At 60.8% G+C, this 18,604-nt stretch carries 21 protein-coding genes; 8 read left to right on the top strand and 13 right to left on the bottom strand.

What is annotated here, in order from left to right; genetic code table 11:
• The first annotated feature begins 176 nt into the window (after window positions 1–176).
• The gene (gene yejK / locus AB4N80_RS11225) at window positions 177–1,181 is read left to right on the top strand and encodes a nucleoid-associated protein YejK (protein WP_024777637.1); all 1,005 of its coding nucleotides are present in this window, start codon (window positions 177–179) and stop codon (window positions 1,179–1,181) included.
• Between the two features lie 212 nt (window positions 1,182–1,393).
• Here the strand turns inward: yejK and AB4N80_RS11220 are convergent, their stop codons facing one another.
• From AB4N80_RS11220 to AB4N80_RS11200, 5 genes are all read right to left on the bottom strand, one after another.
• The gene (locus tag AB4N80_RS11220) at window positions 1,394–2,329 is read right to left on the bottom strand and encodes a glutathione S-transferase family protein (protein ID WP_122567173.1); all 936 of its coding nucleotides are present in this window, start codon (window positions 2,327–2,329) and stop codon (window positions 1,394–1,396) included.
• 79 nt (window positions 2,330–2,408) lie between these two features.
• On the bottom strand, window positions 2,409–2,732 hold the full coding sequence (locus AB4N80_RS11215) for a GIY-YIG nuclease family protein (RefSeq protein ID WP_305491050.1): 324 nt from the start codon (window positions 2,730–2,732) through the stop codon (window positions 2,409–2,411).
• Between the two features lie 40 nt (window positions 2,733–2,772).
• Window positions 2,773–3,243 carry a nuclear transport factor 2 family protein gene (locus AB4N80_RS11210; RefSeq protein ID WP_122567175.1) on the bottom strand — a complete coding sequence of 157 codons (471 nt, stop codon included), beginning with the start codon at window positions 3,241–3,243 and terminating at the stop codon, window positions 2,773–2,775.
• A gap of 87 nt (window positions 3,244–3,330) precedes the next feature.
• Window positions 3,331–4,659 (bottom strand): CynX/NimT family MFS transporter, encoded by a 1,329-nt coding sequence (locus tag AB4N80_RS11205; RefSeq protein ID WP_460082002.1) that lies wholly within the window; start codon window positions 4,657–4,659, stop codon window positions 3,331–3,333.
• Window positions 4,649–5,308, bottom strand: a complete 660-nt coding sequence (locus tag AB4N80_RS11200) for a FadR/GntR family transcriptional regulator (protein ID WP_122567177.1) — start codon at window positions 5,306–5,308, stop codon at window positions 4,649–4,651. The genes AB4N80_RS11205 and AB4N80_RS11200 overlap by 11 nt, the downstream gene beginning before the upstream one ends.
• A 156-nt stretch (window positions 5,309–5,464) precedes the next feature.
• On the opposite strand from AB4N80_RS11200, the gene AB4N80_RS11195 reads away from it, so the two are divergent.
• Window positions 5,465–5,776 (top strand): type II toxin-antitoxin system MqsR family toxin, encoded by a 312-nt coding sequence (locus tag AB4N80_RS11195; protein ID WP_122567178.1) that lies wholly within the window; start codon window positions 5,465–5,467, stop codon window positions 5,774–5,776.
• Window positions 5,773–6,255: a type II TA system antitoxin MqsA family protein gene (locus AB4N80_RS11190; protein WP_122567179.1), complete on the top strand. Its 483-nt coding sequence runs from the start codon at window positions 5,773–5,775 to the stop codon at window positions 6,253–6,255. The genes AB4N80_RS11195 and AB4N80_RS11190 overlap by 4 nt, the downstream gene beginning before the upstream one ends.
• Window positions 6,256–6,316: 61 nt before the next feature.
• On the opposite strand, the gene AB4N80_RS11185 is transcribed toward AB4N80_RS11190, so the two are convergent.
• The 4 genes from AB4N80_RS11185 to AB4N80_RS11170 form a co-directional block, all read right to left on the bottom strand.
• The gene (locus AB4N80_RS11185; RefSeq protein ID WP_003178331.1) at window positions 6,317–7,081 is read right to left on the bottom strand and encodes an amino acid ABC transporter ATP-binding protein; all 765 of its coding nucleotides are present in this window, start codon (window positions 7,079–7,081) and stop codon (window positions 6,317–6,319) included.
• A gap of 11 nt (window positions 7,082–7,092) precedes the next feature.
• Entirely contained in the window at window positions 7,093–8,190 is a 1,098-nt protein-coding gene (locus AB4N80_RS11180) for an amino acid ABC transporter permease (RefSeq protein WP_122567180.1), read from the bottom strand.
• Window positions 8,191–8,200: 10 nt separating this feature from the next.
• A complete protein-coding gene (locus AB4N80_RS11175; protein WP_122567181.1) occupies window positions 8,201–9,382 on the bottom strand; it encodes an amino acid ABC transporter permease in 1,182 nt (393 codons plus the stop codon).
• Between the two features lie 65 nt (window positions 9,383–9,447).
• A complete protein-coding gene (locus AB4N80_RS11170; protein ID WP_122567182.1) occupies window positions 9,448–10,479 on the bottom strand; it encodes an amino acid ABC transporter substrate-binding protein in 1,032 nt (343 codons plus the stop codon).
• A 472-nt stretch (window positions 10,480–10,951) separates the two neighbouring features.
• Between AB4N80_RS11170 and AB4N80_RS11165 the strand changes: the two genes are divergently transcribed.
• The 5 genes from AB4N80_RS11165 (at window position 10,952) to AB4N80_RS11145 (ending at window position 16,231) form a co-directional block, all read left to right on the top strand.
• Window positions 10,952–11,608, top strand: coding sequence for an alpha/beta hydrolase (locus AB4N80_RS11165; RefSeq protein ID WP_122567183.1), 657 nt, complete (start codon window positions 10,952–10,954; stop codon window positions 11,606–11,608).
• 98 nt (window positions 11,609–11,706) lie between these two features.
• Window positions 11,707–13,170 carry an ATP-dependent RNA helicase RhlB gene (gene rhlB, locus AB4N80_RS11160; protein ID WP_122567184.1) on the top strand — a complete coding sequence of 488 codons (1,464 nt, stop codon included), beginning with the start codon at window positions 11,707–11,709 and terminating at the stop codon, window positions 13,168–13,170.
• A 123-nt stretch (window positions 13,171–13,293) separates the two neighbouring features.
• Window positions 13,294–14,241: an ornithine cyclodeaminase family protein gene (locus tag AB4N80_RS11155; RefSeq protein ID WP_122567185.1), complete on the top strand. Its 948-nt coding sequence runs from the start codon at window positions 13,294–13,296 to the stop codon at window positions 14,239–14,241.
• A gap of 148 nt (window positions 14,242–14,389) precedes the next feature.
• A complete protein-coding gene (locus AB4N80_RS11150; protein ID WP_122566527.1) occupies window positions 14,390–15,517 on the top strand; it encodes an NAD(P)/FAD-dependent oxidoreductase in 1,128 nt (375 codons plus the stop codon).
• Between the two features lie 87 nt (window positions 15,518–15,604).
• Entirely contained in the window at window positions 15,605–16,231 is a 627-nt protein-coding gene (locus AB4N80_RS11145; protein ID WP_122566528.1) for a helix-turn-helix transcriptional regulator, read from the top strand.
• A 122-nt stretch (window positions 16,232–16,353) separates the two neighbouring features.
• Here AB4N80_RS11145 and AB4N80_RS11140 read toward each other — a convergent pair whose 3' ends face one another.
• The 4 genes from AB4N80_RS11140 to moaC all read right to left on the bottom strand — a co-directional run bounded on the left by AB4N80_RS11140 (window position 16,354) and on the right by moaC (window position 18,548).
• A complete protein-coding gene (locus AB4N80_RS11140; RefSeq protein ID WP_305468340.1) occupies window positions 16,354–17,130 on the bottom strand; it encodes an ABC transporter substrate-binding protein in 777 nt (258 codons plus the stop codon).
• A gap of 249 nt (window positions 17,131–17,379) precedes the next feature.
• Entirely contained in the window at window positions 17,380–17,832 is a 453-nt protein-coding gene (gene moaE / locus AB4N80_RS11135; RefSeq protein WP_122566530.1) for a molybdopterin synthase catalytic subunit MoaE, read from the bottom strand.
• 3 nt (window positions 17,833–17,835) lie between these two features.
• Entirely contained in the window at window positions 17,836–18,078 is a 243-nt protein-coding gene (gene moaD / locus AB4N80_RS11130) for a molybdopterin converting factor subunit 1 (RefSeq protein WP_122566531.1), read from the bottom strand.
• A complete protein-coding gene (gene moaC / locus AB4N80_RS11125) occupies window positions 18,075–18,548 on the bottom strand; it encodes a cyclic pyranopterin monophosphate synthase MoaC (RefSeq protein ID WP_058542774.1) in 474 nt (157 codons plus the stop codon). The genes moaD and moaC overlap by 4 nt, the downstream gene beginning before the upstream one ends.
• Window positions 18,549–18,604: the final 56 nt, after the last annotated feature.

The following is an 18,604-nucleotide window of genomic DNA, read 5'->3' as shown; positions in this document are numbered from 1 at the left end:
TCCGCCTCTAGCTACCCATTTGGTCAGCTTTCTTGCGCTAAAACGTTAAAAAAATGCATATAGGCGGTCGGACGGGTCTGAAAGGGCCTTTGCGGGGTTCCAAAACCAGTGATTGCGGTACACTGGGCCCTTTTTCGGGGAGCGCGCCCTCCTCTCTTTCATCAGCCGAGAAATCCATGCCGATCCGTCATTGCATCGTCCACCTGATCGACAAAAAACCCGACGGCACCCCTGCTGTGCTCCATGCCCGCGACTCCGAACTGGCAGAGTCCACGGCCATCGAGAACATGCTCGCCGACCTCAACGAAAGCTATAACGCCAAGCAAGGCAAGGCCTGGGGCTTTTTCCATGCCGAGTCCGGGGCGCATCCGTTCAGCGGCTGGCTGAAGGAGTACCTGGACGGCGGCAAGGATTTCACCGCGTTCAGTCGCGTGGCGGTGGAACACCTGCAAAAGCTGATGGAAGAGTCCAACCTGTCGGTGGGCGGCCACGTGTTGTTCGCGCATTACCAGCAGGGCATGACCGACTACCTGGCCATCGCCCTGCTGCACCACAGCGAAGGTGTGGCGGTGACCGATGAACTGGACGTGACACCGTCCCGCCACCTGGACCTGGGCCAATTGCACCTGGCGGCTCGGATCAACGTGTCGGAATGGCAGAACAACAAGCAGTCCAGGCAGTACATCTCGTTCATCAAGGGCAAGAACGGCAAGAAGGTCTCGGAGTACTTCCGCGACTTCATCGGCTGCCAGGAAGGCGTCGACGGCCCCGGTGAGACCCGCACCCTGCTCAAGGCCTTCAGTGACTTCGTCGAAAGCGAAGACCTGCCGGAAGACGATGCCCGGGAAAAGACCAAGACCCTGGTGGACTACGCCAGCAGCCAGGCCAAGCTCGGCGAGCCCATGGGCCTGGAAGAACTGTCCGAGCTGATCGACGAAGATCGCCCGAAAGCCTTCTACGACCACATCCGCAACAAGGACTACGGGTTGTCCCCGGAAATCCCGGCGGATAAACGTACCCTCAACCAATTCCGTCGCTTCACCGGCCGCGCCGAAGGCTTGTCCATCAGCTTCGAAGCGCACTTGCTGGGCTCCAAGATCGAGTATGACGAGGAAGCCGGTACGTTGATCATCAAGGGCTTGCCGACGTCGCTGACTGATCAGCTCAAGCGCCGCAACTGATGCTCGGCGGGGTGCTGAAGATATAGGTTCGAGGGCGCCTCATCGCGAGCAAGCTCGCTCCCACAGTAATTGGCGGCAAACGCAGATCCGCTGAACGACATACCCTCCTGTGGGAGCGAGCTTGCTCGCGATAGCGGACTAACATTCAACATCAATATCGACTGATCTGGCGCCATCGCGAGCAAGCTTGCTCCCCCAGGATCATCCGTTGTTCATCGGGCCTCGATCCGGAAGCCAAACCGCGGAAAGTGCACATGCACCACCCCGCCACGTTCGTCTTCACGACGCAGAATCAACTCCTCGCTACCCGCAAACACCAACTCCCCAGCCACCGGATCAACGCCATAGTCCGTCGCGGCGATGGTCACCGACTGCCCTGCCGTGAACCCATTCGGTTCATCGAATGCCTCATTCGGCAGCGCTGCCGGTGTCGCGTTGCGGGCAACCTCCAAGGCCTCTTCGGAACTCATCTGGCTCGATGCACCATGGCCAAAGCCCAGCACCCGCGCCAGCCATGCCGATACCGCCGGATACGTGTCCACCAGCGGCGAAGTCACCGGCGTGGCCTTGAGGAACCAAAGCGGATGGGCCATGGCGAAGTCGGCAATCGATGGATCACCCAACAGGAAATCGCCCTCCTCGCGCTGCAGCTGTTGCTCGAGACGCGCCATGATCGTCGGCCACTGGTGCTTGGCCTGCTCTGCGGCCAAACGCGTAGTCGTGCCGCCACTGAACAACCCGGCGCGGTCGCTGACGAACGCCTTGATGGCTTCAGGCGATAGCTTGGCGAACCGCACCGCCACCGACTCCGGCTGGAACACCAGGCTCACGGCATGCTGGAACACCACCGAATCGGCCCAGGCGGCAAAGGACGCGGCCAGCATTTCCCGGCCTTCGGGGAACAGTGCCGGCGAGGCTTTTTCCTGCTCCAGCCGGCGGGCCATCAACGACGTATCGCAATAGATGTCCGCGCCAATCTGCAATACCGGGGTCTTGCGATAGCCGCCCGTCAGTGCCGTCAGGTCAGGCTTGGGCATCATTGGCGGAATGCTCACCGAACGCCAGGACAGGCCTTTGAAGCCCAGCAACAGTCGGGCTTTTTCCGCGAAAGGAGACGTTGGGTAATGATGAAGAATCAGCTCTGACATGAGATTCGCCACTGCAGGAATGAAGCTTTGCAGCTTAGCGCGCCTGACCGGGCCAGCCTACCGGCCTGATAAAGGCCTATCAGCCAGGCTGATAAAGCGACAGCCCACTGGCCACCAGGCATTCCTTGGCGCTTTTCTTGAGCTTTTTGATCAGCCGCTCCTGACGCAGGGCCTCGCCTTTGTCGCGACAAGCCTCGGTATACACCAGGGCCACGGCCGGGCTGGACAGGAAGAAGCGCGCGCCCTTGCCGCTTTGGTGCTTGGCGAAGCGTCGTACCGGGTCATCACTGATGCCGCAGTACAGCGAGCCATTGGCAGCCCGCACCAGGTAGACGAACCAGGGTTTGTCCGCTTCGGCGGGGCCTTGTACAGGCAGATCGGGAGAGAGGTCGGCGGTCGTCACAAGAGGTTCAACAGGTGGACAAAGACAAGCCGCGATCTTATCAGCGACTGGCCTGGAACGCCCGCAGCCCCTTGAGCGCCTGGGCCCTGACGGCGTTGCGCACCAGCGGCGTCCACCCCAACAGCAGGCCCTTGGTGCCCAACGCCTGGCGGGACCAGCGCCACAGATCAAAGCTGTCACGGTGCTCGCAGATCTTGCCATCGCGAAAAACGAAGCGCGCCTGGATGTCGTTGATCACGATGTTGCCGGTCTGGCTGAACAGGTAGGTCGCTACCCAATGCGCCTCGCCGGTACGCTCGTCGCTGCGCACGTTATCGAAGGTCAGGGAAAAGTCCTTGGCCCGGGTCGTCAACATGCGCCACATGTCGCCGGCATCGCGCCCGCGCAACTCGCCAAACGCCGGATCGCTGAACACCACGTCGTCGGTGTAGCAGGCGCTCATGGCCTCGGCGTCCAGGCGCTGGAAAGCCTGATAAAAACGGGTGATCAAGGCGTTGTGGGCATCACTCATGGACCGGCTCCGAAAAACGTTTCAGTAGGCCTGCACGATAATCTGCCGCCGCCGGGAAGACTATCGTCATTCGCCATGAAAATGATATCAACTACGGTCAGTGACTCTTTCGCTGCTGACTCCGACATATAACGCCCGGCCTGCGCCGATGCCTGCGATGATCGCTCCCAGGCCAATCAGGCCGAAGATCCAGCCCAAGGCATTCCAGCCGCCGGTCAAGTCGTGGACCACGCCCACCGCGAAGGGCCCCAGCGACGCCAGCGTATAACCAAAACCCTGGGCCATGCTGGACAGGTTGGCGGCCACATGGGCATCCCGCGAACGCAACACGATCAGCGTGAGCGCCAGGCTGAAGGTCGCGCCCTGCCCCAAGCCCAGCAGGATCGCCCAGCCCCACAAGCCGTCGATGGGTGCGTAGAGGCAACCGAACAACCCGCCCAGGGTCATGACCATGACGATCACGATAGCCAGGCGCTGGTCCTTGCCACGCGTTGCCAGCCAGGGCGCGGCGAGGGAGCTGATCAACTGCACGATGACCGAGCCGGACAGCACGAGCCCGGCCTGGGTCGGGGTCAGGCCACGCCCAATCAGGATCGAGGGCAGCCAACCGAACACGATGTAGGCCAGGGACGATTGCAACCCCATGTACAAGGTCACTTGCCAGGCCAGGGGATCACGCAGCAAGCCACGGACCCGGTACGCCACCTGATGGGCGCCGTGTTTCTCGCCCACTTGCGGCAACCAGAACACCGCAGCCAGCAGCGCCGGAACCACCCAGAACCCCAGGCCCAAGGCCCAGTCGTGGCCAAAGTGCTCGCTCAACGGCACCGTTGCCCCGGCCGCCATCGCCGCGCCCAGGCACAGCGCCATGGTGTAGACACCGGTCATGGCGCCGGCCTGTTTGGCGAAGTCGCGCTTGACGATGCCCGGCAGCAGCACGCCGATCACGCCGATGCTCGCACCGGCCAGGATACTGCCGGCGAACAGCCCGACCTGACCGAACGCACTGCGCAGGACAATCCCCCCCGCCAGTGTCAGCAAGATCCCCAGCACCACGCGCTCGGCCCCGAAGCGCCGCGCCAGCACCGGCGCCAGCGGTGCGAACAGGCCCAGGCAAAGCACAGGCAACGTGGTCAGCAAACCGGCCTGGGCAGCCGACAGGCCAAGGCTTTTTGACACTTCGCTGAGCAACGGCGCCATGCTCGACAACGCCGGACGCAGGTTCAACGCCACCAGGATCAGCCCGAGCAGCAACAACCAAGGCCGGCGCACCAAGGGATGGCGCTGCTGGGCCTGTTCATCGTCGGCCTCGGCGTCGATCAACAGTTCTTCGAGTTCGGCGGCGCGTTTGGACGCCGTCGAGGTAGCAGGGTCAAGCAGATCGCGGGACATGGAAAGCTCGGATTCAGGGTTCATTGATCAACTGCCGGCAGAGGGTCTTGGCCTGCTCCGGGTCTTGGCGTTCGACGGCTTCGAGAATTTCGACGTGCAGGTCGAACACATGTTGATGGCGGGGAATGATGCTGAGGCTCTGGCGCAATTGTGCGCCGATGACGCTGGAAAAGTAGCGATAGAGCTCGCTCAGCGCAGGGTTGTGCGCGGCGTCTACCAGCAGGCGGTGGAACACCAGGTCGCAGGCGATGTAGTGCTCCAGGTCGCCGTGGTAATGCTCGCTACTGGCTTGCAGCGCCCGGCGCAAGGCAAGCAAATCCTCATCGGTTCGCCGCAGCGCCGCCAGGCCAATGGCCTCGACTTCCAGGATGTGCCGGGTTTCCCGGGCCTGTTCCAGCGAACAGCGCGACAGCACCTTGAGGGTATCCAGCGGATCGACCACCGCCCGCACGTAGCTGCCGTCGCCCTGGCGGATCTCGATCAGCCCGGAAAAGGCCAGCACGCGCATCGCTTCGCGCACCGTGTTGCGGCTGATCCCCAACTCCGCCACCAACTCCGGCTCGGTGGGCAGGCGCTGGCCGACGGACCACACACCATCGCTGATGCGCTGGCGCAATTGCTCCAGAGCTTGATCGACCAGGGAGCGTTTTATTAATGGGGAAATAGCTGACATGGGACTCGCCTTTTCATCCAATCATAGGATGAATTTTCTGACATGTTAGTCAGCTTCGCGTAGGACGGCAACCGCCTAGGTCAATGGGAGGGAAAAGAAACTAAATTATTGATTGGTCAAAATTACCCTTTGAGGGTAATTTTGGAACAGGGCCTTATGAACAAGAGCACACCCCATTACGACCTGGGCGTGATCAAGGCGGATATCAAGCGGCTGGGAGGAAAGGCATTCACCACCACCGCGACAAAAACCGCCGGGACGCTGGGCTTGACAGTTTCGGACATGTTGGAGGTTGCGTGTGGACTTCAGCGCCAGCAGTTCTACAAGTCCGTAACGACCTACGACGACCATCGGGTCTGGCACGACGTCTACCACACCCACTCACAGGGTCTGGAAATTTACATCAAGGTGACCTACCGCCCAAGCGGAGGCCCACCGGTGATCTCATTCAAGGAGAAAACCCCATGAAAGCTCAACAGTGCTTCAGCTGTGGCGCTCCGCAGGGCATGTCGCATTTCGAAGGCCGCGCAGAAACCCTGCGCGTCAAGGGACTGGAACGTCGGATCGATGACTTGTCTGGCTGGGAATGCCAAATGTGCGGCGAGGTCGAACTCGACCCCGGTTGTTCGGATCGTCACACGAACGCAGGGGATGAACTGGTCATCGCCGCCAGGAAGATGATTGGCGAAGAAATGAAACGCATCCGTCGCAAACTGCATCTCTCCCAAAAAGAAGCGGTGGCGCTGTTGTCAGGTGGCGGGCACAACGCGTTTTCCCGCTATGAGCGCGGTGAGGTATTGCCACCAAAAGCGTTGATGCTGCTGATGCGCCTGCTTGATCGCTACCCGCATTTGCTTGCAGATGCGCAAGCCCTGGCTGAAGGCGCGGACTTGAGAGGATTCAAGACGACGGTGCACAAGGAGCACGAAACCCTCACGGCTTCCTGAGCAGCCGAAGCAGCAAAAAATAAACCCGGACAAGTCCGGGCTTATTTCATTGCCTAAGGGATCAATGCAGGATCTGGCTCAGGAACAGCTTGGTGCGGTCGTTCTGCGGGTTGTCGAAGAAGTCGTTCGGCGCGGCCTGTTCGACGATTTCCCCCTTGTCCATGAAGATCACGCGGTTGGCCACAGTGCGGGCGAAGCCCATTTCGTGGGTCACGCAGAGCATGGTCATGCCGTCTTCGGCCAGGCCGATCATGGTGTCCAGTACCTCTTTCACCATTTCCGGGTCGAGGGCCGAAGTCGGCTCGTCGAACAGCATGATTTTCGGTTTCATGCACAGGGCACGGGCGATGGCCACACGCTGTTGCTGACCGCCGGAGAGCTGGCCCGGGTATTTGTGCGCCTGCTCTGGAATGCGTACGCGCTCCAGGTAGTGCATGGCGATTTCCTCGGCCTTGCGCTTGGGCATCTTGCGTACCCACATCGGCGCCAGGGTGCAGTTCTGCAGGATGGTCAGGTGCGGGAACAGGTTGAAATGCTGGAACACCATGCCAACTTCACGGCGGATCGCTTCGATCTGCTTGAGGTCGTTGGTCAGTTCCACGCCGTCGACCACGATGCGACCCTGCTGGTGCTCTTCCAGACGGTTGAGGCAGCGGATGGTGGTGGACTTGCCGGAGCCCGAAGGGCCGCACAGCACGATACGCTCGCCCTGCTTGACGTTCAGGTTGATGTCTTTCAACACGTGGAACTGGCCGTACCACTTGTTGACGCCCTGCATCTGAATAATGCCTTCAGGGCTCACAGGCTGTTTGATCGCTTCACTCATAAACTACGCTCCTAACGCTTGTGGCCAGTGTCCAGCTTGCGTTCCAAATGCATGGAATAGCGGGACATACCAAAACAGAAAATCCAGAACACCAGGGCGGCGAACACATAGCCTTCAGTGGCCATGCCCAGCCATTTCGGGTCGGCGGCAGCTTGTTTCACACTGTTGAGCAGGTCGAACAAGCCGATGATGATCACCAGGCTCGTGTCCTTGAACAACGCAATGAAGGTGTTGACGATACCCGGGATGACCATCTTCAAGGCTTGCGGCAGAATCACCAGGCCCATGCTGCGCCAGTACCCCAGGCCCATCGCCGCGGCCGCTTCGTACTGGCCCTTGGGAATGGCTTGCAGGCCGCCGCGCACCACTTCGGCCACGTAGGCCGACTGGAACAGGATCACCCCGATCAATGCCCGCAGCAGCTTGTCGAAATTCATGCCTTCGGGCAGGAACAGCGGCAGCATCACCGACGACATGAACAGCACCGTGATCAACGGCACACCGCGCCAGAACTCGATGAAGGTCACGCAGACCACGCGAATCGCCGGCATGTTCGAGCGCCGGCCCAGGGCCAGGACGATGCCCAGTGGCAACGCGCCGGCGATACCGACAGTGGCGATCACCAGGGTCAGCATCAGGCCGCCCCATTGGCTGGTTGCCACCGTGGCCAGACCGAACACCCCACCGTGCAACAGGCACCAGGCAATGATCGGGTACAGCACCAGGAAGCTCAGGCCGTAGATCGCCTTGCGCGGGAAGCGCGAGATGAACAGCGGCGCGACACCGAGCACGGCCAGCCACACGGTCAGATCTACGCGCCAGCGCAGATCCGTCGGGTAATAGCCGTACATGAACTGGCCGAAACGCTGCTGGATGAACACCCAGCAGGCGCCTTCCTTGGTGCAGTCGGCCTGGGTGGTGCCGACCCAATTGGCATCGAGGATAGCCCAACTGAGGATCGGCGGGACCACGAGGTAAATCAGGTAGAACGCGAACAGCGTCAGCAGCGTATTGAGCCAGCTGGAGAACATGTTCGCGCGCATCCATGCCATCGGCCCGAACACTTTGCTCGGCGGCGGCATATCAGGTTTGAAAGTATGGGATGTCATGCGCTTTTCCTCACCGCTCGATCAGCGCAATGCGCTTGTTGTACCAGTTCATCAGCAAGGAAATGCTGATACTGATCGCCAGGTACACACTCATGGTGATCGCGATCACCTCGATGGCCTGGCCGGTCTGGTTCAACACCGTGCCGGCAAACAGCGAAACCATTTCCGGGTAACCGATACCGGCTGCCAGGGAGGAGTTCTTCGCCAGGTTCAGGTATTGGCTGGTCAACGGCGGGATGATCACGCGCAGGGCTTGCGGGATGATCACCTTGCGCAGGGTCGGACCGTTGCGCAGACCCAGCGAGTGAGCCGCCTCGGTCTGGCCATGGCTGACCGACTTGATGCCCGAACGCACGATCTCGGCGATGAACGCCGCGGTATACACCGTCAGCGCCAGGGTCAAGGCCAGCAATTCCGGAATCAGTACCCAGCCACCGACAAAGTTGAAACCCTTGAGCTCCGGCATTTCCCAATGCACGGGAGCACCGAAGATCAGCGTGCACAACGCTGGGATTACCAGGAATAGCGCCAGGCCCACCCAGAACTTATGGAACGGCTCGCCGGTCGCTTCGAAGCGCTTGTTGGCCCAGCGGGTCATCAGCACGATGGCGACAATCGCCAGCACGACACTGGCCACGAACGGCCAGAACCCTTCCGCCACCAGCGCCGCCGGCATGTTGAGGCCGCGGCTGCTGACAAAGAAGGTGTCGCCGAAGTTATGGCTGTTGCGCGGCCCCGGCATGGTCAGGAACACCGCGAAATACCAGAACAGGATCTGTAGCAGCGGCGGGATGTTGCGGAAAACTTCCACATACACCGTCGCTACTTTGGCGATGATCCAGTTTTTCGACAGTCGGGCCACGCCGACGATGAAACCGAGGATCGTTGCCAGGATCACGCCGATGAACGTCACCAGCAGTGTGTTGAGCAACCCGATGACAAAGACGCGGGCATAGCTGTCCGCTTCGGTGTAGTCGATCAGGGTTTGAGCGATGCCAAAACCGGCACTGCGCTCCAGGAAGCTGAAACCGGAAGTGATGCCCCGGTGCTCGAGGTTGGTCTGCGTGTTATCGAACAGAAACCAGCCCAACGAAATAACCGCCACGATGGTGACGATCTGAAATACCCACGCACGCACTCGTGGATCGCTGAGGCTGAGCCTCTGCTTAGGTGCGCCGATTGAATTTTGCATGAAGTGCCCCGCAAGGAATGGAACAGAACATCACCCGGTGGTTGGCCCACCGGGTGATAGAACCATCAGCGCACTGGTGGTGCGTATTGAATGCCGCCAGCGTTCCACAGAGCGTTCAGGCCGCGATCGATTTCCAGCGGAGTACCCTTGCCGAGGTTGCGCTCGAACACTTCACCGTAGTTGCCAACTTGCTTGACGATCTGCACGACCCAGTCTTTCGGCAGCTTCAGGTCCTTGCCGTATTCACCGTCAGCGCCGAGCATACGGGCGACGTCCGGGTTCTTGGTGGACTTGGCTTCGGCTTCGACGTTTTTCGAAGTGATGCCGGCTTCTTCAGCGTTGAGCATGGCATTGCCAGTCCAGCGCACTATTTTCGACCACTCTTCGTCGCCATTACGCACGACCGGGCCCAGTGGCTCCTTGGAAATGGTTTCTGGCAGAACCACGTAGTCCTTCGGCGAAGCCAGCTTGCTGCGCTGGGCGAACAGCTGGGACTTGTCGGAGGTCAGCACATCGCAGCGACCGGATTCCAGCGACTTGGCGCTTTCATCGGAAGTGTCGAAAGTGATGGGGGTGTACTTCAGGCCATTGCCGCGGAAGTAGTCGGAGACGTTCAGTTCGGTGGTGGTACCGGCCTGGATGCAGATGGTTGCGCCGTCCAGTTCCTTGGCGCTTTTGACGCCCAACTTGTTGTTGACCAGGAAGCCGATGCCGTCGTAGTAGGTAATGAAGCCTGGGAACACCAAGCCCATGCCGGCATCACGGGAGCTGGTCATGGTGGTGTTGCGTGACAGGATGTCGATTTCGCCGGACTGCAGCGCGGTGAAACGCTCCTTGGCATTCAATTGGCTGAATTTGACCTTGGTCGCATCGCCGAATACGGCAGCGGCCACGGCGCGACAGAAGTCGGCGTCGATACCCTGAATCTTGCCGGTGGAATCAGGCACCGAGAAACCCGGCAGGCCATCACTCACACCACACTGCACAAAACCTTTCTTCTGTACGGCATCCAGGGTTGCACCCGCCTGAGCGAACCCACTGACGCCGAGTACTGCTGCTGCAGTCACGACTGCCAGGGTGGATTTCAGTAACTTCATTCAAACCTCCAGTTTTGCTCTTGTTGTGTCGGAGCTCGAGCCCTGTCGCACCCTTATGGGGCATTGCCGACCCTTGTTGGCTTTTTTTAGGGTCAACCGACGTCTGGACCTTCGCTATGAGTCTAATAATGAGGATGTCCGTAAACAGTGGTCATGCCCATCTCTCACCAAACGGCCGAACGGGCTGTAGCCCTTCACGTTCGCGAAGCCCGTAGCGGCTATTGGCGAACATTCATCACCGGATTTCTGATATCCCATGCGGCGCGTCTAACTGATAGTGTTACCGCGCAGCGCAAGAATCATCACTCAGCTACCCCATAGCAAAGCCCGTACCAGACCGCTGCGCTTGGGCCATGTAAAACACGTCAAGACAAAAACTTTCAACTTTGCGACATCTAATTAACTGAGGCACCGGGAGCGCACTGTAATCACGCACTGATTGAGCGCACCCGCACAGATTTGGAGCACAACCATGACCGACCCCTTGATTCTCGAGCCCAGCGGCACTGTTGATGCGTGCGTTATCTGGCTCCACGGCCTGGGTGCAGATCGTTATGATTTCATGCCGGTCGCCGAAATATTGCAGCGAACGTTGACCCAGACCCGTTTCGTTCTACCCCAGGCCCCCACCCAGCCAGTAACGATCAACGGCGGCTATGAGATGCCCAGTTGGTACGACATCCGTGCCTTGAGCCCGGCGCGGGCCATTGACGAGCAGCAACTCGAAGCCTCGGCGCAACGGGTCATTGGCCTGATCGAAACCCAGCGAGCCAGCGGAATAGACGCCTCGCGGATTTTCCTCGCCGGTTTCTCCCAAGGTGGCGCGGTGGTTTATCACACTGCCTTCGTGAAATGGCAGGGGCCACTGGGCGGCGTGATCGCGCTGTCTACTTATGCACCGACGTTCAGCGATGAACTGCAACTGTCGGCCAGCCAGCAACGCATTCCGGTGCTGGCGCTGCACGGCCAATACGACGAAGTGGTACTCAATCCCATGGGCCGGACCGCAAAAGAGTATTTAAAGCAGCATGGTGTCACCGTGACATGGCAGGAATACCCAATGGGCCACGAAGTGTTACCCGAGGAGATTCACGACATCGGCACCTGGCTGGCCGAACGGTTGCGCTAAGCGGCCAATCGCCACGCCGGTCCTTTGACGATCCCACTACGCCGCGCCCGTTTCTTGCATTACACTGGCCGGCGTACATTCCTTAACCAATCGATGAGATGACCGTGCTCAAAGCACTCAAGAAGATGTTCGGTAAAAGCGAGGCCGAGCAACTCGCGCCTGGCTCCCCTGCGCCGACCCACGGCCCGAGCCGTACCGATGCGCAACAACCGCGCCGGGCGGCCCCCGTTGCACAGGCGAAACAAGAACCCGTCGCCCAGCCTGTTACGCCCCCCGAGCCCGAGACACCACGCAACGAAGCCCCCCGGCCGCGCCGCGAACGCGCACCGAAACCGCCGGTCGTCGCCTGGAAACTCGAGGACTTCGCCGTAGAACCCCAGGAAGGCAAGACGCGCTTCCACGACTTCAAGCTCGCCCCGGAACTGATGCATGCCATCCAGGACCTGGGTTTCCCATATTGCACGCCGATCCAGGCGCAGGTGCTGGGCTACACCCTCGCCGGCAAAGACGCCATCGGTCGCGCCCAGACCGGCACCGGCAAGACCGCCGCGTTCCTGATCTCCATCATCACCCAATTGCTGCAGACACCACCGCCCAAGGAACGCTACATGGGCGAACCGCGGGCGCTGATCATCGCGCCGACCCGCGAGCTGGTGGTGCAGATCGCCAAGGACGCCGCCGACCTGACCAAGTACACCGGCCTGAACGTCATGACGTTCGTGGGTGGCATGGATTTCGACAAGCAGCTCAAGCACCTCGAAGCCCGCCATTGCGATATCCTGGTCGCCACGCCGGGCCGCCTGCTGGATTTCAACCAGCGCGGCGACGTGCACTTGGATATGGTCGAAGTGATGGTGCTGGACGAAGCCGACCGCATGCTCGACATGGGCTTCATTCCGCAAGTGCGCCAGATCATTCGCCAGACCCCACCGAAAAGCGAACGCCAGACCCTGCTGTTCTCCGCCACCTTCACCGAAGACGTGATGAACCTGGCGAAGCAGTGGACCACCGACCCGGCCATCGTCGAGATCGAAGCCGAGAACGTCGCCAGCGAAAACGTCGAGCAACACATCTACGCAGTCGCCGGTGCCGACAAATACAAGCTGCTCTACAACCTGGTCAACGACAACGGTTGGGAGCGCGTGATGGTGTTCGCCAACCGCAAGGACGAAGTGCGGCGCATCGAAGAACGCCTGGTACGCGATGGCGTCAACGCCGCCCAGCTTTCGGGCGACGTGCCCCAGCACAAGCGCATCAAGACCCTCGAAGGTTTCCGCGAGGGCAAGATCCGCGTGCTGGTTGCCACCGACGTGGCCGGTCGTGGTATCCACATCGACGGCATCAGCCACGTGATCAACTTCACCCTGCCGGAAGTCCCGGACGACTACGTGCACCGTATCGGCCGTACGGGTCGTGCCGGGGCCGCTGGGGTTTCGATCAGCTTCGCCGGTGAAGATGACTCCTACCAGCTGCCGTCGATCGAGGCGTTGCTGGGTCGCAAGATCAGTTGTGAAATGCCTCCGACCCACCTGTTGCGACCGGTCGAGCGCAAGCGCCCTTAACCGTCGCCACAGAGCAAAAAGCGCAGCCAGGACCGGCTGCGCTCTTTTTTGCCCCGGGATATTGCTCAACAAAACTAAAAGTCCATAATGGACAAATTAGTTTATTAAGCACCCGGAGCCTCCATGCCCAACACGCCCTTTGTGATGACCCAAGCCCAGGCCCGCGAACTGCTTGGACAAATCGACGTGCCGCACATCCTGCGCAAGCTGTTCCGTGATCTCGCAGCCGGGCAAGCGGTGCAGCCGCCCCAGCAATGGGTGGCGTTTCCCCAAGGCGCCGGGGACTTCATCAACTACTTGGGCGTGCTGGCCGAAGACCAGGTCTACGGGGTCAAGACCTCGCCCTATATCGTGCGCGAGCAAGGCCCATTAGTGACCGCCTGGACCTTGCTGATGTCGATGCAGACCGGCCAGCCGCTGCTGCTGTGCGATGCCGCCGAGCTGACCACTGCCCGTACCGCCGCGACCACCGCCGTCGCCGTCGATGCCCTTGCACCGGACAACGCCAGGCGCCTGGCGGTCATCGGCAGCGGCGCGGTGGCCCGGGCGCACGTGCACTACGTCAAGGACCTGCGGGACTGGCAAGCTATCAGCCTCTATTCGCCAGGCCTGAAGGCCAAGTCGGCACAAGAACTTGCCTCCATCACCGACCTGGACCCTCGCCTGCAAATCGCCGACAGCCTTGAAGCGGCGCTGCACGATGCCGACGTGGTGATGCTCTGCACCTCGTCCGCCAACGCCGTCTTTGACCCGCAGACCCTGGGCAAACCGGCACTGATCACTTCCATCAGCACCAACGCCCCACGTGCCCACGAAATACCGCCCCAGCGCCTCAACGACATGGACGTGTTCTGCGACTATCGTCAGACCACCTCGGGCTCGGCCGGTGAAATGCTCATCGCCAGCGAACAGCACGGCTGGGAGGCGTCGCGCATCGTCGGTGACTTGCCTGAATTGCTCAGCGAACACGTGGCGCGTCCCGACTACCAACGCCATGTGTTCTTCCGCTCCATCGGCCTGGGGCTGGAGGATGTTGCGCTGGCGAATGCCCTGTATCGACTTCACAACTGACATCCCCCGATTCTCTTGTGGGAGCGAGCTTGCTCGCGATGGTGGCCTGACAGTCGATATTGAGAGTGACTGATCCACCGCCATCGCGAGCAAGCTCGCTCCCACAGGGGGCTTCGAGTTCCCGAGCACATGCTCCGCAGGAGAATTCATGACACAAGCAGACTTCATCATCATCGGCGGCGGCATTGCCGGTGCTTCCACCGGTTACTGGCTGTCACCCCACGGCCGGGTGATTGTGCTCGAGCGCGAATCCCATCCGGCCTACCACTCCACCGGACGCTCGGCGGCGCTGTACAGTGCCGCCTACGGCACCCCGCAGGTGCGGGCGCTGACCCAGGCCAGCCGGGATTTTTTCGACGCCCCGCCAGCCGGTTTCTGCGAGCACCCGTTGTTGAGTCCACGGGGCGAAATGACCGTGGACTTCACCGGCGACCCGGCCGAGCTGAACAATCAGTACCTGAGCGCCAAGGCCACGGTGCCGCAGATGCAACTGCTCAGCGCCGACGAAGCCTGTGTGCGGCTGCCGATCCTGCGGCGGGACAAGGTCCACGGGGCGATCTATGACCCGACGGCCTGCGACATCGACACCGATGCGCTGCACCAGGGCTACTTGCGCGGCATCCGTCGCAGCGGCGGCGATGTGCACACCGACAGCGAAGTGCTAGGCCTGAGCCGCGACGACCAGGGACTTTGGCAGGTGAAGACTGCCAACCAGACCTTCACCGCCCCCATCGTGATCAATGCGGCCGGTGCCTGGGCCGATCACATTGCCGAAATGGCCGGTGCCCGGAAACTGGGCCTGCAACCCAAACGGCGTGCGGCGTTCATTTTTGCTGGCCCCGAGGGCGTGGATATCCATGACTGGCCAATGCTGGTGAGCCTGGACGAATCCTTCTACATGAAGCCCGACGCCGGCATGTTCCTCGGCTCGCCGGCCAACGCCGACCCGGTGGAACCCCACGACGTGCAGCCGGAAGAACTGGACATCGCCATGGGCATCTACCAGATCGAAGAAGCCACCACCCTGACTATCCGCCGCCCGACCCGCACTTGGGCCGGATTGCGCAGTTTCGTCCACGACGGTGATCTGCTGTCCGGTTTCGATCCACAGGTGGCCGGGCTGTTCTGGGTCGCGGCCCAGGGCGGCTACGGCATCCAGACGTCACCGGCCATGGGCCAGGCCAGCGCGGCGCTGGTGCGTGGCGAACCGCTGCCCGAGGCCCTGGCCCGTTTCGGCCTGAGCAGCGCCATGCTCTCCCCCAAGCGCCTGGGGTGAGCCAACCGAGGTGACGCATCGCCACGATTGCGGCACACTCCCCGCGCCCCTGTTCCACGGGGCGCTGACGCTGCCTGGAGCCCTGTCATGACCGCTTCGCCACCCGATCCTGCGCTGGAAAACTTCCGCACCATCGCCGACGCTATCGCCACGCTGTTCTACCCCCACGCCGAAGTGGTGCTGCACGACCTGCGCAGCCAGAAAGTCGACTACATCGCCAATAACCTGTCCAAGCGCGAGATTGGCGATGACTCGTCCCTGGAAGACATGCTCAGTGAGGACGTCAGCGAACGGAACATCGGGCCGTACGAAAAACTGAACTGGGACGGACAGAAGATTCGCAGCCTCAGCAGCGTGCTGCGCGACGCCAACGGTCATCCGCTGGCGGTGCTGTGCATCAACTTGAATATTTCGTTGTTCGAAAATGCCAAGGCCGCGTTGGATCTGTTCCTGTCGCCGGGCAAATTGATTCCCCAGCCGGATTCACTGTTTCGCGATGACTGGCAGGAGCGAATCAACACCTTCCTGCACGCCTGGATGCGCGAACGCCAGCTGAGCCTGAACCTGTTGACCCGCGACCACAAACGCGAGTTGGTGCTGGCGCTGCATGCCGAAGGCGCGTTCAAGGGCAAGAGCGCGTCCAACTATGTGGCCAATGTGCTGAACATGGGGCGGGCGACGGTGTACAAGCATTTGAAGGAACTGAAGGGCTGAGGTTTTGGGTTGCCTGGCCTCATCGCGAGCAAGCTCGCTCCCACAGGGGATCCGTGTAGAACACACTATTTGTGTTCTATGAGATCCAATGTGGGAGCGAGCTTGCTCGCGAAGGCGATGTATCAGTCGCCGTAGATATCTGACTTGAAATACTTGGCCTGGATCTTCTGATACTCCCCATTGGCCCGAATCCCATCGATGGCCTTGTTCAAGTCCGCCACCAATTGGGTATTGCCTTTGCGCACCGCAATACCAGCGCCCTCACCCACATATTTCGGGTCCTTAAGCTCGGGGCCGACAAACGCATAGCCCTTACCGCGAGGCATCGACAGGAAGTCTTCCAGCGGGATGGTGTCGGCGAAAATCGCGTCCAGGCGACCGGACGCCAGGTCCATGTAGATTTCTTCGTTGTTGCTGTAGCGCTTGACGATCACACCCTTGGGTTCGAGCACTTCAGTGGCGTAGCGGTCAGTGGTGGTGGCTCGCTGCACGCCCACGGTCTTGCCCTTGAGGCTGGCGTACTGGTCATCGACCACCGCTCCTTCCTTCATGACTAGGCGCGATGAGGTGAAGTAGTACTTGTGGGTGAAATCCACCGACTTCTTGCGTTCTTCGGTGATGGTCATGGACGACAACGCCAGGTCGATCTTCTTCACCTTCAGCGAGGGGATCAGCCCGTCGAACTCACTCTCGATCCATTCGCACTTGACCTGCATCTGCGCGCACAGGGCATTGCCGATGTCGTAGTCGAACCCTTCGATCTTCCCTTCCGAAGTCTTGGAAGCAAACGGCGGATAAGCCGCTTCGATGCCGATGCGCAGGATTTTCTCTGCGGCGAACAGGCTGCTGGAGGCCAACAGACTCAAGGCCAGGCCGGTGATGAGGGGGAATTTGCTCATGATGTTCTCTCGCGGGTTGTTGTTGGTTTGGCAGAGAAAGGTGGGCGCAGCTGATTTGTACTTATAAATCCATACTGGACTTTAATGTACATATCGTCAATCGGTAGGCAGGGGAATGTGATGGGAGGTTGATGGCCTTATCGCGAGCAAGCTCGCTCCCACAGGGGATCCGGGTACAACAAAGATCCAGTGTGGGAGCGAGCTTGCTCGCGATGGCGGACTGACAGCCGCCAATAACAAAGAGGCTGCCTACTGCTTCCAGCGATCCGCCGCCGCATGATCACTGTCCCGCCCTTCAACCCAGCGCGGGCCGTCGACGGTGTTTTCCTTTTTCCAGAACGGCGCACGGGTCTTGAGGTAGTCCATGACAAAGGCGCAGGCGTCGAACGCCGCCTGGCGATGGGCACTGGCGGCCGCGACGAAGACAATCGGCTCGCCCGGTTCCAGCGCGCCGATACGGTGCAGCACCTCCAGCTTGAGCAGCGGCCAGCGCTGCTCGGCCTCGGTGGCGATCTTGCCCAGGGCTTTTTCGGTCATGCCCGGGTAATGTTCCAGGAACATCCCGGACACATCGAGGCCGTCATTGAAATCACGCACGTAGCCGACAAAGCTCACCACCGCCCCCACGCCGACATTGGCCGCGTGCATCGCATTGACTTCGCCCCCTGCGTCGAACGGTTCGACCTGCACACGAATCGCCATGGTTCAGCCTCCGGTCACGGTGGGGAAGAACGCGACTTCATCACCGTCCGCCAACGGTTCGTCGAGCTGGCACAGGTCTTCGTTGCGCGCGCACATCAGGTTTTGCTCCTTCAGCACTTCGGCACCGTCCCGCTGGGCGAGCAGTGCGCGCACATCGTCGACTGTGGCGAAATCACCTTCTACCTTGAGCGAATCCACGCCAAGCGCTTCACGGTAACGGGCAAAGAACTTCACGGTAATCTTCATGACGCATCCGCCTGGAAATGGCCGCTCTTGCCGCCGAGTTTCTCCAGCACTCGCACGCCTTCGATGGTCATGCCACGGTCGACGGCCTTGCACATGTCATAAATGGTCAGCGCGGCGACGCTGGCGGCGGTGAGAGCTTCCATTTCCACGCCGGTCTGCCCCGACAGTTTGCAGCGGGCGACGATGCGCACCCGATCCTCGCCTTCGGCGTTGAGCTCGACCTTGACGCCGGTGAGCAGCAGCGGGTGGCAGAGCGGAATCAGGTCACTGGTTTTCTTGGCAGCCTGGATGCCGGCAATGCGCGCGACGGCGAACACATCGCCCTTGGGATGACCGCCGCTGACGATCATCTGCAGCGTGTCGGGCAGCATGCGCACAAAGGCCTCGGCCGTGGCTTCACGGAAGGTCACGGCCTTGTCGGTCACGTCGACCATATTGGCGCGACCTTGGGAATCGAGATGAGTCAGCACAGGGTTACTCCTGATCGGGAGTGTCGATTGTAAACCTGTGGGTCAGATTCCGGCAG

The organism is Pseudomonas sp. H3_A02 (assembly GCF_054671965.1).
This window is presented reverse-complemented; position numbering and strand designations above follow the sequence as displayed.